14 protein-coding genes are annotated in these 14,140 nt (G+C 58.4%); 7 read left to right on the top strand and 7 right to left on the bottom strand.

Features of this window, described 5'->3' with window-relative positions:
- Window positions 1-391: 391 nt before the first annotated feature.
- Genes KGB07_RS25210 through KGB07_RS25200 form a run of 3 tightly spaced genes read left to right on the top strand, consistent with a single transcriptional unit; the run spans window position 392 to window position 3,167 of the window.
- The gene (locus KGB07_RS25210; protein WP_046041758.1) at window positions 392-1,705 is read left to right on the top strand and encodes a C4-dicarboxylate transporter DctA; all 1,314 of its coding nucleotides are present in this window, start codon (window positions 392-394) and stop codon (window positions 1,703-1,705) included.
- Between the two features lie 48 nt (window positions 1,706-1,753).
- On the top strand, window positions 1,754-2,458 hold the full coding sequence (locus KGB07_RS25205) for a FadR/GntR family transcriptional regulator (protein WP_046041837.1): 705 nt from the start codon (window positions 1,754-1,756) through the stop codon (window positions 2,456-2,458).
- A gap of 25 nt (window positions 2,459-2,483) precedes the next feature.
- Window positions 2,484-3,167: a GntR family transcriptional regulator gene (locus KGB07_RS25200; protein ID WP_223466839.1), complete on the top strand. Its 684-nt coding sequence runs from the start codon at window positions 2,484-2,486 to the stop codon at window positions 3,165-3,167.
- 102 nt (window positions 3,168-3,269) lie between these two features.
- On the opposite strand, the gene yjiA is transcribed toward KGB07_RS25200, so the two are convergent.
- The 3 genes from yjiA to KGB07_RS25185 form a co-directional block, all read right to left on the bottom strand.
- A complete protein-coding gene (gene yjiA, locus KGB07_RS25195; protein ID WP_046041756.1) occupies window positions 3,270-4,244 on the bottom strand; it encodes a GTPase in 975 nt (324 codons plus the stop codon).
- A 162-nt stretch (window positions 4,245-4,406) separates the two neighbouring features.
- Window positions 4,407-4,604, bottom strand: coding sequence for a YbdD/YjiX family protein (locus KGB07_RS25190; protein WP_007895266.1), 198 nt, complete (start codon window positions 4,602-4,604; stop codon window positions 4,407-4,409).
- Between the two features lie 15 nt (window positions 4,605-4,619).
- Complete coding sequence (locus tag KGB07_RS25185; protein ID WP_046041755.1) at window positions 4,620-6,686, bottom strand: carbon starvation CstA family protein; 2,067 nt, start codon at window positions 6,684-6,686, stop codon at window positions 4,620-4,622.
- A 160-nt stretch (window positions 6,687-6,846) separates the two neighbouring features.
- Here KGB07_RS25185 and KGB07_RS25180 point away from each other — a divergent pair, with 160 nt between their 5' ends.
- Window positions 6,847-7,215: a PilZ domain-containing protein gene (locus KGB07_RS25180; RefSeq protein ID WP_046041754.1), complete on the top strand. Its 369-nt coding sequence runs from the start codon at window positions 6,847-6,849 to the stop codon at window positions 7,213-7,215.
- Window positions 7,216-7,254: 39 nt separating this feature from the next.
- On the opposite strand, the gene radA is transcribed toward KGB07_RS25180, so the two are convergent.
- Entirely contained in the window at window positions 7,255-8,622 is a 1,368-nt protein-coding gene (gene radA / locus KGB07_RS25175; RefSeq protein ID WP_046041753.1) for a DNA repair protein RadA, read from the bottom strand.
- A gap of 640 nt (window positions 8,623-9,262) precedes the next feature.
- Here radA and mscL point away from each other — a divergent pair.
- Window positions 9,263-9,676, top strand: coding sequence for a large-conductance mechanosensitive channel protein MscL (mscL, locus tag KGB07_RS25170; RefSeq protein WP_046041752.1), 414 nt, complete (start codon window positions 9,263-9,265; stop codon window positions 9,674-9,676).
- A 41-nt stretch (window positions 9,677-9,717) separates the two neighbouring features.
- Here mscL and KGB07_RS25165 read toward each other — a convergent pair whose 3' ends face one another.
- The gene (locus tag KGB07_RS25165) at window positions 9,718-10,494 is read right to left on the bottom strand and encodes a ferredoxin--NADP reductase (protein ID WP_046041751.1); all 777 of its coding nucleotides are present in this window, start codon (window positions 10,492-10,494) and stop codon (window positions 9,718-9,720) included.
- A gap of 302 nt (window positions 10,495-10,796) precedes the next feature.
- Here KGB07_RS25165 and KGB07_RS25160 point away from each other — a divergent pair, with 302 nt between their 5' ends.
- Together KGB07_RS25160 and KGB07_RS25155 are read left to right on the top strand one after the other, a co-directional pair.
- Window positions 10,797-11,510, top strand: a complete 714-nt coding sequence (locus tag KGB07_RS25160) for a helix-turn-helix transcriptional regulator (protein WP_046041750.1) — start codon at window positions 10,797-10,799, stop codon at window positions 11,508-11,510.
- 175 nt (window positions 11,511-11,685) lie between these two features.
- On the top strand, window positions 11,686-12,810 hold the full coding sequence (locus KGB07_RS25155; RefSeq protein ID WP_046041749.1) for a methyltransferase: 1,125 nt from the start codon (window positions 11,686-11,688) through the stop codon (window positions 12,808-12,810).
- Between the two features lie 64 nt (window positions 12,811-12,874).
- Here the strand turns inward: KGB07_RS25155 and KGB07_RS25150 are convergent, their stop codons facing one another.
- Complete coding sequence (locus KGB07_RS25150; protein ID WP_080925332.1) at window positions 12,875-13,042, bottom strand: DUF2474 domain-containing protein; 168 nt, start codon at window positions 13,040-13,042, stop codon at window positions 12,875-12,877.
- A gap of 88 nt (window positions 13,043-13,130) precedes the next feature.
- A complete protein-coding gene (cydB, locus tag KGB07_RS25145) occupies window positions 13,131-14,138 on the bottom strand; it encodes a cytochrome d ubiquinol oxidase subunit II (protein ID WP_046041748.1) in 1,008 nt (335 codons plus the stop codon).
- Window positions 14,139-14,140 lie beyond the last annotated feature (2 nt).

Genomic DNA, 14,140 nt, shown 5'->3' with positions numbered 1-14,140 from the left:
TACCTGGCCGAGCTTCATGCCTCAGCCCCGCACTATGTCCTGCCTCATCGGCGAGAGGAGCGTATTTATCCTCGCGCCATCCGGCTCAAATCACCGAAGTATCCGATCAGAAATAAAAATGCCAGTCAGCTTAACTGACTGGCATTAGCCAGAGATGGCCGGTTTTTTTTCGCCCGTTTAATTATTCAACCGGGGGGAAAGGCTCTATATCGGGCTTATCCATCAACTGGTAAGACCGGTCATGCCAATTTTCTAATTTTTACTTGCGAACACCCAAAAACAGCGCCTAGACTGCGCCTGCACTGGACATACCGGTAAGACCACAATAATTAAGTCCTGAATCTGATGTGCTCCGCACACGGCAGCCAGGACACCGACCAGGATTCCTCCCATGCTCAGATGGTGCTCGCGTTCAATCTTCCTCCAAGTGGTTCTCGGACTGGTGCTCGGCATCGTCTGCGGGCTGACCCTTCCCGAATACTCCGCTCAGCTCAAACCGCTAGGTGACGGTTTTATCAAGCTGATCAAAATGCTCATTGGCTTGATTGTGTTTTGCGTAGTGGTCAGCGGTATCAGCGGTGCCGGCGACCTGAAGAAGGTCGGCCGTATCGGCCTCAAATCGGTGATCTACTTCGAAGTGCTGACCACCATCGCCCTGGTGATCGGCCTGGTGTTCGCCTTCAGCACCGGCATCGGCAGCGGCGCAAACATTCACCTGGAGCAGCTTTCCGCAGCCGACATGGGCGACATTGCCCAGCGCGGCCAGCACATGCACACCACCACACAGTTCCTGATGGACTTGATTCCGACTTCGGTGATTGGTGCCTTTGCCGATAACAATATCCTGCAGGTCCTGCTGTTTTCAGTGTTGTTCGGCAGCGCACTGAATCTGGTGGGCGAGGCGGCGTCGGGTATTTCACGGCTGATCAATGAACTCAGCCATGTGATCTTCCGCATCATGGGCATGATCGTGCGCCTGGCGCCGATCGGTGTGTTCGGTGCGATCGCCTTCACCACCAGCAAATACGGCCTGGACTCGCTGCAGCACCTGGGCAGCCTGGTCGGCCTGTTCTACCTGACCTGTACTGCCTTCGTGGCCTTGATTCTCGGCCTGGTGATGCGCCTCTCCGGCTTGAAGATGTGGCCGTTGCTCAAGTACCTGCGCGAAGAACTGCTGATCGTCATGGGCACCGCTTCGTCCGACGCTGTGCTGCCACAAATCATGCGCAAGCTTGAGCACCTGGGCATCGGCAGTTCGACGGTCGGGCTGGTGATTCCAACGGGTTACTCGTTCAACCTCGACGGTTTCTCGATCTACCTGACCCTGGCCATCGTGTTCATCGCCAATGCCACCGGCACGCCGCTGGCGATGACCGACCTGCTGACGATTCTGTTGGTATCGTTGATCACCTCCAAAGGTGCCCACGGCATTCCGGGCTCGGCGCTGGTGATTCTGGCGGCCACCCTGACAGCCATTCCGGCCATTCCGGTGGTGGGTCTGGTGCTGGTGCTGGCCGTGGACTGGTTCATGGGCATCGGCCGGGCGCTGACCAACCTGATCGGCAACTGTGTGGCGACCGTCGCCATTGCGCGATGGGAAAAGGACATCGATGTGGAGCGGGCGAACAAGGTACTTTCGGGTCAGGCGGGTTATACCTTCCAGCCGAGAAAACCGGTTGCTCAAGCGGCAGCCAAAGAATTCTGAATGACCGCCGTGCCTGCCGACCGCAGGCACGGCTCATGGAGCGAACAAGTGATTACCTCATCAACCGTCGTCAACTCAGTGGTAGAAAAACTTCGGGCCGCTTTGGCCCGTGGTCAGTGGCGCTCCGGCGAAATGCTGCCGGGGCAACGCGATCTGGCCGAACAATTGGGCATCAGCCGCCCGAGCCTGCGTGAAGCAGTCATCGTTCTGGAAACCCTCGGTCTGGTGCGCTCGATGCCAGGCAAAGGCGTCGTCGTACTAGAGGCCAATCTCAGCGATGGCCAGTCCCACGACAGCGCGGTGGCCGCAGCGAGCCTGGAAGACGTGCTGCAACTGCGCTACACCCTGGAGCCATTCATCGTCGGCCTCGTGGCCCAATCCATCAGCAGCAAGGAAGTCGGGCAACTGCGCCTGACCCTGATGGACATGCGCGAAGCCCTGGAGGCCAATGACAGTGAAGCCGGCGTAAGCGCCTACATCGCGTTCCACGAAGAGCTGTTCACGCTGACGTCGAACCCGATCTTCCAGAGCGTGGTCCAGCAAACCAGCAATGCCCTCAAGCAAAGCGCCGAAGTGTTGCGCAACTCCCCGGAGCATTTGGCTGAACGCCTTGAAGAAAACGAAGCCGTGGTGCGGGCGATCCGCAACAAGAACAGCGCCCAAGCCAGCGCCGAGATGCGTCGGCACATTTTGCGCGAAGGCCAGCGCATGGGCATCGAACTGAACATCCCGGAAGACAACCTCGGCAGTTGAAACCTCTTCGAACTGGAGATTGGCCATGAACAGCTTCGCCTCGCCACAAACGCTCGCCACCCTGCCCGTCCGCCCGTCGGTGGATGATCTGTATTCGCGGGTCCTCGACGCCATTTTCGAACAGCGCATCCATTCGGCCAGTCGCTTTACCGAAGAAAGCCTGGCGCAGATGTTCGGTGCAAGGCGCAGCGACATGCGTGATGTGCTGACGCGACTGTCCCATCAGCAGGTCATCATCCTTCGGGTCAACCATCGTCCCCGCGTCGCCGAGCTTGATGTCGAGCAGACCCGGCAGACACTGCATGCCCGGCGCCTGGCCGAGATCATGTTGGTGCGGCTGGCCTGTCAACGACCCTGCGCGCAAGACCTGAAGCACCTGCGGACACTGGTCGAAAACGAGCGTCAATGCGTCGAGCGTGGCCGGGCGATTCGATTGTCGGGAGAGTTTCATCTGCAGTTGGCACAAATGGCGGGGAATGCACCGCTAGCGCATTTTCTTGAGAGCCTGGTTCCGCTGACTTCCTTGGCGATTGCGCAGTTTGATCTGCAGCAGAAGGATTATTGCGTGGAGCACATGGAGATTCTGGATGCGCTGGAACGAGGAGATGCCGCGACGGCGCAAGTCGCGCTCAACCGGCATCTGGATTATCTGGAAGATTTGTTGCTGAGCCCTGCATCGGCAATGGGCCAAAACTGTGCCGCAGGTTAGATCGCTTTCGCGAGCAGGCTCGCTCCCACGGAGGACTGCATTTCAAATGTGGGAGCGAGCCTGCTCGCGATGACGGCTTAAGGCTCGCTGCAGTTTCTGAATTTAATCCGCCGCCACCCGCGCAAAACCCTCGCGAATCTTTTCTTCCGGCAAATCATCGGCAATGAACACGATCACGCTCTCGCGCACGTCGTCCTCCGCCCACTCGGTATCCCAGTCGAAACCATAAAGCTTCAGCACCCCCTGAAACACCATGCGACGGGATTCGCCGAGGATATTCAACACGCCTTTGTAGCGCAGCAATTGCTTGCCATGCTCCTCCAGCAGCTCGTTCATGAACTCACTGAGCTTGTCGATATCCAGCGGTTTTTCAGTGCGCAGCACCAGGCTGGAAATGCGGTCCATGGATGGAGCTGCCTGGCTGACCGGGCGCAAACTCACGCCGCCACCGAGGTCGGCGTTGAGGTTGAAGCCGCGCACATCGAGCAACTCGGCCAGGTCGATCTTGCCGTGGTCAACCACGCGGATCGGGGCGCGGCGGTTGATGCGGGTCAGGCGCTCGCTCAACGCGGTGAAGGTCGCTTCGTCCACCAGGTCACGCTTGCTCACCAGCAAGCGGTCGGCGAATCCGATCTGCGCCTGGGCGATGGTCTGGGTCAGGTGCAAGTCGGCATGCGCGGCGTCGACCAGCGTGATGATGCCGTCGAGGATATAGCGCTCACGCAACTCTTCGTCGATGAAAAAGGTTTGTGCCACGGGCGCCGGATCGGCCAGGCCGGTGCATTCGATCACCAGGCGGTCGAAGGCGATGTCGCCCTGGTCCAGACGCTCGAGCAACAGATAAAGCGCTTTGGTCAGGTCGGTGTGGATGGTGCAGCAGACGCAGCCATTGGACAGTGTCATCACCTGTACCGGCTCATCGCCCAACAACTGGGTATCGATACCGGCGTCGCTGAATTCGTTTTCGATCACGGCGATTTTCAGACCGTGCTCGGCCTTGAGCAGGTGACGCAACAGGGTGGTCTTGCCAGCGCCGAGGAAGCCGCTGAGGATCGTGACCGGGATGGGAGAGGACAAACTGGATCTCCTTTTTCACACAGTGAAAAAACAACACAAAACAAATGTGGGAGCGAGCCTGCTCGCGAAGGGGCCGTCAGCTTCAACAAATATGCTGACTGATACACCGCTTTCGCGAGCAGGCTCGCTCCCACAGGTTTTGCTGTTAACCCGCAATCCGGATCAACAGCACTTCGGCCCACCCTTGCCACCGTAACGGGCTTCCTGACGCTCCCGGAAGAACATCTCATAGCTCATCACCGGTTTGTCCGGGTGCTTGGTCTGCATATGCTCGACGTAGTTGTCGTAGTCGGGCATGCCAACCATCAGGCGCGCGGCCTGACCGAGGTATTTACCGAGGCGACTCAAGTCATTGAACATGCTGCAATCCTCTGGTCACGCTTCCGGCAGCGCCTGGAATGGCGATTCTTTATCCGTACGTTCTTTGCTGCCCCAGGCGGAAATACCGACCTTGAGCGCATAGAACAGGATGCTGAACACCACGAACAGGAACAGTGCGGTCAGCGTTGCGTTGGTGTAGGCGTTGAAGATCACGTGCTGCATCTGGGTGATGTCCTTGGCCGGGGCGAGGATCTGGCCGTTGGCCAAGGCATCGCTGTATTTCTTGGCCAGCGACAGGAAGCCGATCGCCGGGTTGGCATCGAACAGCTTGATGAAGCCAGCTGTCGTGGTGCAGATCAACAGCCACACCGCCGGCAACATGGTGACCCAGACATAACGCTGGCGTTTCATCTTGATCAACACGACGGTGCCGAGCATCAGCGCGATACCGGCCAGCATCTGGTTGGAGATGCCGAACAGCGGCCACAGGGTGTTGATGCCACCCAATGGATCGATCACGCCCTGGTACAGCAACCAGCCCCACATGGCCACACAACCGCCAGTGGCGATCAGGTTGGCAGTCCAGGATTCGGTGCGACGCAGGGCCGGCACGAACGAGCCGAGCAAGTCCTGAAGCATGAAGCGACCGGCACGGGTACCGGCGTCGACTGCGGTCAGGATGAACAGTGCTTCGAACAGGATCGCGAAGTGGTACCAGAACGCCATGGTGTTTTCACCCGGCAGAACACTGTGCAGGATCTGCGCGATACCGACCGCCAGGGTTGGCGCGCCGCCAGCACGGGCCAGGATGGTGGTTTCACCGATGTCGTGGGCCACCGCTTGCAGGGCTTCCGGGGTAATGGCGAAGCCCCAGTTGCTGACGGCTGTCGCAACGGCCACCACATCACCGCCGACCACGGCCGCCGGGCTGTTCATGGCGAAGTACACGCCCGGCTCGATCACGGAAGCGGCAACCATGGCCATGATCGCCACGAACGATTCCATCAGCATGCCGCCGTAACCGATGTAGCGGGCGTTGGTTTCGTTATCCAGCAGTTTCGGCGTGGTGCCGGAGGAAATCAGTGCGTGGAATCCCGAGACCGCGCCACAGGCGATGGTGATGAACAGGAACGGGAACAGACCGCCCTTCCATACTGGGCCGGTGCCGTCGATGAACTGGGTCAGCGCCGGCATTTTCAGCTCGGGCATGGTCACCAGAATGCCGATGGCCAAAGCGACGATGGTGCCGATTTTCAGGAAGGTCGACAGATAGTCGCGGGGCGCCAGGATCAGCCACACCGGCAATACCGCTGCGACAAAACCGTAACCGATCAGCATCCAGGTGATCTGGATACCGGTAAAGCTGAATGCCTTGGCCCACACCGGATCAGCAGCGATCTGCCCGCCGAGCCAGATAGAACCCAGCAACAGCAGCACACCGATCACCGAAATCTCACCGATGCGACCCGGGCGGATGTAGCGCATGTAGATGCCCATGAACATCGCGATCGGGATGGTCGCCATCACCGTGAAAATCCCCCATGGGCTCTCGGCCAGGGCTTTCACCACGATCAGCGCCAGCACCGCGAGGATGATGATCATGATCAGGAAACAGCCGAACAGCGCGATAGTCCCTGGAATACGACCCATTTCCTCGCGGACCATGTCGCCCAGGGAGCGGCCGTTGCGGCGGGTGGACATGAACAGGACCATGAAGTCCTGAACCGCACCGGCCAGCACCACGCCGGCGATCAGCCACAGCGTGCCGGGCAGGTAGCCCATCTGCGCCGCCAATACCGGACCGACCAGAGGACCTGCACCAGCGATGGCGGCGAAGTGGTGACCAAAAAGAATGTGTTTGTTGGTTGGAACGTAGTCCAGACCGTCATTGTTGAGCACAGCGGGAGTGGCCCGTCGCGCATCGAGTTGCATGACATTGTTAGCGATGAACAGACTGTAGTAGCGGTAGGCGACCAAATAGATGGCCACGGCAGCGACCACAATCCACAAGGCGTTGATTGCCTCGCCTCGGCGCAATGCCACGACACCCAGGGCGCACGCACCTACGATTGCCAGCACCAGCCAAGGCAAATGGCGTAGCGGGCTATTATTATTTTTCATTTTATTATTCCAGCCAGAGTGGACAAGAAAGACAGCCACCCCGAGTTTAGCGCTCCTGACGGCAAAGACCATACCCCGACATTGGTCTAGACACCTGCACGCGCTGGCAGCCCTTGATCATGCGGGTCTATAGTCAGCGTACATTTCCGAGGATCGCGCCATGAGCGAGCACCCTGCCGAACGTCGCCGCTTCAAACGTATTGCGTTCGATGCCCGAACCGAGCTGAGTCAGGGCGAGTCCACTTGGCCGGTGAAGTTGATTGACCTTTCACTGAAGGGCTTGCTGATCGAGCGACCCGATCCGTGGCTGGGCAATCCGCAGCAGGACTTTCTGGTCGACATTCATCTGAGCGAAGAGGCCGACATCACCATGGATGTGCAACTGGCCCACGACGACCATGGCCAACTCGGCTTTGTCTGCCTGCACATCAGCCTGGAGTCCATCGAGCGCCTGCGGCGATTGATTGAACTCAACCTCGCTGATCCGCAGGAGCTGGAGCGAGAATTGGGGGCGCTGATCGAAATCTAGAAGCCGCCGGCTCCCACAGGGTTGTGTATTCACCTGAAATTATTCGAACAACGCATCAAGCGCCTGCTCCAGACGCGTGACGGCAATAATCTGCAACCCGGCCGGCGCCTCCTTCGGCGCATTGCCCTTGGGCACGATGGCCCGCTTGAAGCCGTGCTTGGCGGCTTCCTTCAATCGCTCCTGACCGCTCGGCACCGGACGCACCTCACCGGAAAGCCCGACCTCGCCGAACACCAGCAGATCGTGGGGTAACGGCCGGTTGCGCAAACTGGACATCACAGCCGCCATCAACGCCAGGTCGGACGCCGTTTCCAGCACCTTGACCCCGCCGACCACGTTGAGAAACACGTCCTGGTCGTGGGTCGGAATGCCGCCGTGACGGTGCAGCACCGCCAGCAACATCGCCAGCCGGTTCTGATCCAGCCCAAGCGTGACTCGACGGGGGTTGGCCAGGTGACTGTCGTCCACCAACGCTTGTACCTCGACCAGCATCGGCCGCGTGCCTTCCCAGGTTGCCATCACCACGCTGCCCGGGACTTCTTCCTGGGCACGGGTCAGAAAAATCGCCGAGGGGTTGGAGACTTCTTTCAGACCCTTGTCGGTCATGCCGAACACGCCCAGTTCATTGACGGCACCGAAACGGTTCTTCACCGCCCGCAGCAGACGCAGGCGCCCGTCGGACTCGCCTTCGAAATACAGCACGGTATCGACCATGTGTTCCAGCACTCGAGGGCCAGCCAGCGCGCCTTCCTTGGTGACGTGGCCCACCAGGAAAATCGCCGTACCGCTCTGTTTGGCATAACGCACCAGCAACGCCGCGCTTTCACGCACCTGGGACACACCGCCCGGTGCCGATTGCAGTTGCTCGGTAAAGATCGTCTGGATCGAGTCGATCACCATCACCTTGGGCTTTTCCTGACGGGCCGTGGCAATGATGGCTTCGATGCAGGTTTCGGTCATGACCCGCAGTTGATCCTGAGGCAACCCCAGGCGCCGCGCACGCATGGCCACTTGTTGCTGGGATTCTTCACCAGTGACGTACAGCGCCGGCATGCTCTTGGCAAGGTTGCACAAGGTTTGCAACAGAATGGTCGACTTGCCGATGCCGGGGTCGCCACCGATCAGCACCACCGAGCCATCCACCAGACCACCACCCAGAACCCGGTCGAGCTCGCTGGAAGCGGTGGAAAAACGCGGAATTTCCTCGACACTGACTTCGGCCAGGGTCCTGATCTGCGCCTGCTGGCCGGCCCACCCGGTACGACCGCTGGGGGCCGCTGCCCCGCCGCTTTCCACCATGGTTTCGGTGAGTGTGTTCCAGGCTCCGCACTCACCGCATTGGCCGGCCCATTTGGGGAAGGTTGAGCCGCACTCGGTGCAGCCGTACATGCGCTTGGCCTTGGCCATCGGAACTCCCGGAAAAAAACGCGATGATAGCTCAGCTGAAGCGCGCGAGTGCGACCAGATACTTCGCAGCCCTTTTGATAATTTTAAACAGCCCCATTAAACTCAGACATATTGATACACACTCACTTACAGGCCTTGTATAAGTTTTTTGTTCCACATAACCAATAAACTCTAGAGACAGACCTTACTATACAACTTGAAAACCTATACACACCTTATTCATTTACACGTTTAAAACTCAACCCCGAAAACACTTACACAACGCACGGTCATCAACCCAGAGAAGCACGTAACTTGCCACCCCCGAAACTAACCAAATAGTCCACATCACTACAACTCCAATAGACTTTCAGTACCGCACGCTGACCACTAACTGCCCGATCAACGTTCAACGTCCCGATTCAGGGATAGTCCCTCAACCTTGCTCGCTCACACAAACGAAGCCATATCGCTGAAAAAACATCGTATACAAAACACCGCAGAAGGCCTGGCCGCCCCACAATTGAAATCCATCGGTGAATTTTTCAACACCACCCGCTGTCGATTGCTGGCAAGCACGGCAGGCAGTTGATTCGAGCAGAATGTGATTTGCTGATTTACACTGCGTTCATCAATCTCATCTGTAACAAGGAAATAACCTATGGGCGTGCTAAATGAGTTCAAGGCCTTCGCGGTCAAAGGCAACGTGGTCGACATGGCAGTCGGCATCATCATCGGTGCGGCCTTCGGCAAGATCGTTACCTCGTTTGTCGGTGACCTGATCATGCCGCCAATCGGCATGCTGATCGGTGGCGTGGACTTCAGTGATCTGGTCATAACCCTCAAGGCAGCGGAAGGCGCGACGCCGGCGGTGGTGCTGGCTTATGGCAAATTCTTCCAGACCATCATCGACTTTGTCATTGTCGCCTTCGCGATTTTCATGGGCGTCAAGGCCATCAACCGCCTGAAGCGCGAAGAGGCCGTGGCCCCTAGCCTGCCGCCGGTTCCAACCAAGGAAGAAGAGTTGCTGGGCGAGATCCGCGACTTGCTCAAGGCCCAGAACAACCGATCTTGATGGCATTAGCAAAAAAACGGCGCCTTCTTAGCGCCGTTTTTTTACCAGAAGTTTTCCACCGCCACCTGACCAGGTCGTCGGCTGAGGCTCAAGTGCATGCCCCGCTGTTTAAGCAGCTTGCGCGTGTCATCGATCATCTGCGGATTGCCGCACAGCATGACCCGAGAATGCTCAGGGGTCAGCGCAACACCCGCGGCGCGCTCCAGTTCGCCGTTTTCAATCAGCGTGGTGATCCGCCCATTCAATGACCCAGGATGCTGTTCACGAGTGACCGTGGTAATGAATTGAAGTTTGTGTGCGTACTCCGCCAGATACTCACGCTTCGCCAACCCTGCGATCAACTCCTGATAAGCCAGTTCCCGGGCTTCGCGAACGCTGTAGACCAGGATGATCCGCTCGAATCGCTCCCAGACTTCGAAATCCTGAAGTATCGACAGGAACGGCGCGATGCCCGTGCCTGTGGATAACAGCCACAGATCGCGCCCATCGACAAACCGGTCCAGCGTCAGGTAACCGAACGCCTGGCGGTCGACCAGCAATGCATCGCCAACCCCCAGGCGACTCAGCTCGCTGGTGAACTCACCACCCGGTACGACAATGGAAAAGAACTCGAGGAACTCGTCAAAGGGCGAGGACACCATGGAGTAGGCGCGCCATACCGTGCTGCCGTCAGCCTTGGTGACGCCCAACCGGGCAAACTGCCCCGCCCGAAAACGAAACCCTGCGTCCCGGGTGGCCCGCAAGGTAAACAGGTTCGGGGTCAGCGGATGAACCTCGAGCAAGGTCTGACGGGTAAATTTTTCTTCACTGACGGACATGGAAGGCTCCAATCGAAAGATACCCCAGTGTCCCGCAAAGAAAGCAGCGTAACCACCGACAATTTGTAGTGGCATTAACGAGCACTACTGATCAAATATTAAACGTGACATACAACCATGATTGTAAAATGACATATGGCATTTCATAACTCATATATTGCCTAAGAACCTGAAACACACGTTTACAACAGTCAAAAGAGCAAAATTGTCGAACCATTGCCGTAAGAACTGTCCTACACTGCATGACGTGCCGCATTTCGGATCCAATCTTGTATCTGAACAAAAAACATGGAGATCACCCTATGGAGATCTGGAAGGAGTCACAGCTCAATCATTTGGCGCACACGCAAGAGATCAATACGGCCTATCGAATCGCGCTCAACTTTGCTAGAAACCTTGGATATAAATTTTGTGGTTTTTCAATTACTTCGAACTCAGTCGCGGCCGACGCCAATACGGTGAACCTGAACAATTTTCCCCATGAGTGGAACGATCAATATGAAAAAAACAACGCCACGCAAATAGATCCGGTAATAGCGCATTGCAATCACTCAACGTTGCCGGTTCTCTGGAGCGAAGAGCTTTTTTCCAGGACGCCATGGCTATGGCAGTTGCTACAGCAACAAGGTTTGCAGCATGGCTGGTCCCAGGCGATCCACGATGAGGAAAGCGGTCTGCGCAGTATTCTCAGCCTGGCCAGAAGCCATTGCCCGATTTCAGCCTATGAGCTGTACGAGCATCTTGGATTCTCGGTGTTCATCAGCCGCCATTTGCACGCTCTGGCGATCGCAATGCAACCGAGAAAACCGGCTCGCCCCCAGGCTCCCCCCTTGTCACGGCGGGAACTCGAGGTATTGAAACTGTCAGCCGATGGCAAGACGGCCTATGAAATTGCCAGGATCCTCAGTTTGAGTGAACGCACGGTCAATTTTCATGTGCACAGGGCTATCGAGAAGTTCGGCGTCAATAACAAGATTGCGGCAGTCATCGCCGCGGCCCGGTCCGGAGCCATCTGAAAGCGCCCGACTGCGGGAAAACCTGCGGGTAATCCAGGCAAAAAAAACGTACCATTTGCGGTCCTTCCTGAGTGATGGCGTGTAGACCTTCACGACGCATTACACTCGGACGGCTCCGCCCGCTCCAACGCCTTCGGGCAGCGGGACATCCGTTGATTACCCAGAGCCCCGCCCCATGCCTTTGCTCGAAACACCCTTCGCCAGCCTCGACCTGATCCGCCAGCCCGAACAGCAGAACGAACCGCTGCAAGCTTTCGATGCGGCCGATGAATACCTGCTCAATCATCTGGCCGAACAGCAGCCGGCGTCGGACACCCGGGTATTGGTGCTCAATGACAGTTTCGGCGCGCTGGCGGCCAGCCTGGCGGGCAAGGTGCAGGTGGTCAGCAGCGGTGATTCGTTCCTGGCCTTGCAGGGTCTGGAAAAGAACCTGGTGCGCAACGGCCTGGCCTTTGATGCGGTGCCGAGCGTACCCGCCAGCGAAACCCCAGCCGGGCCGTTCGACTGCGTGCTGATCCGTGTACCGAAAACCCTGGCCCTGCTGGAAGAACAACTGATCCGCCTGCAAGGCCAACTGGCACCTGGCGCCCAAGTGGTTGCCGCAGCCATGATCAAGCATCTGCCCCGGGCGGCGGGCGACTTGCTGGAGCGTTACATCGGTCCCGTGCAAGCCTCGTTGGCGGTGAAGAAGGCGCGGCTATTGATTGCCACGGCTCAGGACAAAACGCCAGCGGTGTCGCCTTACCCAACGCGATACAGACTCGACGAACCGGCCATCGAACTGCTCAACCACGCCAATGTGTTTTGCCGCGAAGGCCTGGACATCGGTACCCGGGCATTTTTGCCACACCTGCCAAAAAGCCTTGGCTCGGCGCGGGTCGCCGATCTCGGTTGTGGCAACGGCGTTCTGGCCATCGCCAGCGCCTTGCAAAACCCCGAGGCCCACTACACGCTGGTGGACGAGTCGTTCATGGCCGTGCAATCGGCCGCCGACAACTGGCGCGCAGCGCTGGGTGAACGGGAAGTGATCGTGCGCGCCGGTGATGGCCTGGCCGGCCAGGAACCGCAATCGCTTGACGTCGTGCTGTGCAATCCACCCTTTCACCAGCAACAGGTGGTGGGCGACTTCCTGGCCTGGAGGATGTTCCAGCAGGCCCGCGAAGCGCTGGTCGTGGGCGGCGCACTGTACATCGTCGGCAATCGTCACTTGGGTTACCACAGCAAGCTGGCGCGATTGTTCCGTGGTGTCGAGCAAGTGGCGGCCAATCCAAAGTTCGTGATCCTCAAGGCGCGCAAGTAACAGGCAAAAAAAACCCTCCGGTCGGAGGGTCGTAAAACCGTGCCCTGAGGCCACGGGAGAGATGTCAGTGCGTGGTCAGGCCGGCCGCGTTCATGAACAGACGCATCAGGCTGGCGACGATGAACAAGGCGCCCACGCTGCCGACCCAGATCAGGGCCAACCAGCCGAGCCGCTGCCACAGCGGCTTTTTTTCGGCTTCTTCAATGTCGTGCAGGGTGTGTTTGCCAGGCATGGCTCATTACTCCATTTAAGGTGGATGGCGTCTGTGAGGACGCCATCGCGAGCAAGCTCGCTCCTACAAAGGTTCGCGGTGCACAGGGCTAGTGGTAGCCGTCTTCATGGGTGACCTTGCCGCGGAACACGTAGTAGCTCCAGAAGGTGTAGCCCAGGATGAACGGGATGATGAACAGCGTGCCCACCAGCATGAAGCCCTGGCTTTGCGGCGGCGCGGCGGCGTCCCAGATCGAGATCGACGGCGGGATGATGTTCGGCCACAGGCTGATGCCCAACCCGCTGTAACCGAGGAAGATCAGCACCAGGGTCAGCAGGAACGGCGTGTAGTGCGCGTTGCGGGCCACGGCGCGGATCAGGCCGTACATCGTCACCAGCACCAGTATCGGCACCGGCATGAACCAGAACAGATTCGGCATGGTGAACCAGCGTGCGGCGATTTCCGTGTGGGCCAACGGGGTCCAGATGCTGACGATGCCGATCACCGCCAACAGCACGAAGGCCAATGGCCGTGCCAGGTCATGCATCTGCTCCTGCAACTTGCCTTCGGTCTTCATGATCAGCCAGGTGCAACCGAGCAACGCATACGCCACCACCAGCGCCGCACCACAGAACATCGTGAACGGTGTCAGCCAGTCCAGTGAACCACCGGCGAACTGCCGGTTGACCACTGGCAGCCCATCGATGAACGCGCCAAGCGCGACGCCCTGGAAGAACGTCGCAGTGACCGAGCCACCGATGAACGCCTTGTCCCACAGATGGCGCTTGTCGTCCCTGGCCTTGAAGCGGAACTCGAAGGCCACACCGCGGAAGATCAACCCGATCAACATCAGTATCAGCGGCAGGTACAACGCCGAGAGCACCACTGAATAGGCCAGTGGAAACGCGCCGAACAACGCCGCGCCACCCAACACCAGCCAGGTCTCGTTGCCGTCCCAGACAGGGGCGACGGTGTTCATCATCACATCGCGATCCGTCTTGCCCGGAATGAACGGGAAGAGAATGCCGATGCCAAGGTCAAAACCGTCCATGACCACGTACATCATGACGCCGAAGATGATGATCACGGCCCAGATCAGCGGAAGATCAATACCCATGA

Origin of the sequence: Pseudomonas sp. GL-RE-26, assembly GCF_019956275.1 — a bacterium.
In the GTDB taxonomy this organism is placed as follows: domain Bacteria; phylum Pseudomonadota; class Gammaproteobacteria; order Pseudomonadales; family Pseudomonadaceae; genus Aquipseudomonas; species Aquipseudomonas grandcourensis.
This window is presented reverse-complemented; position numbering and strand designations above follow the sequence as displayed.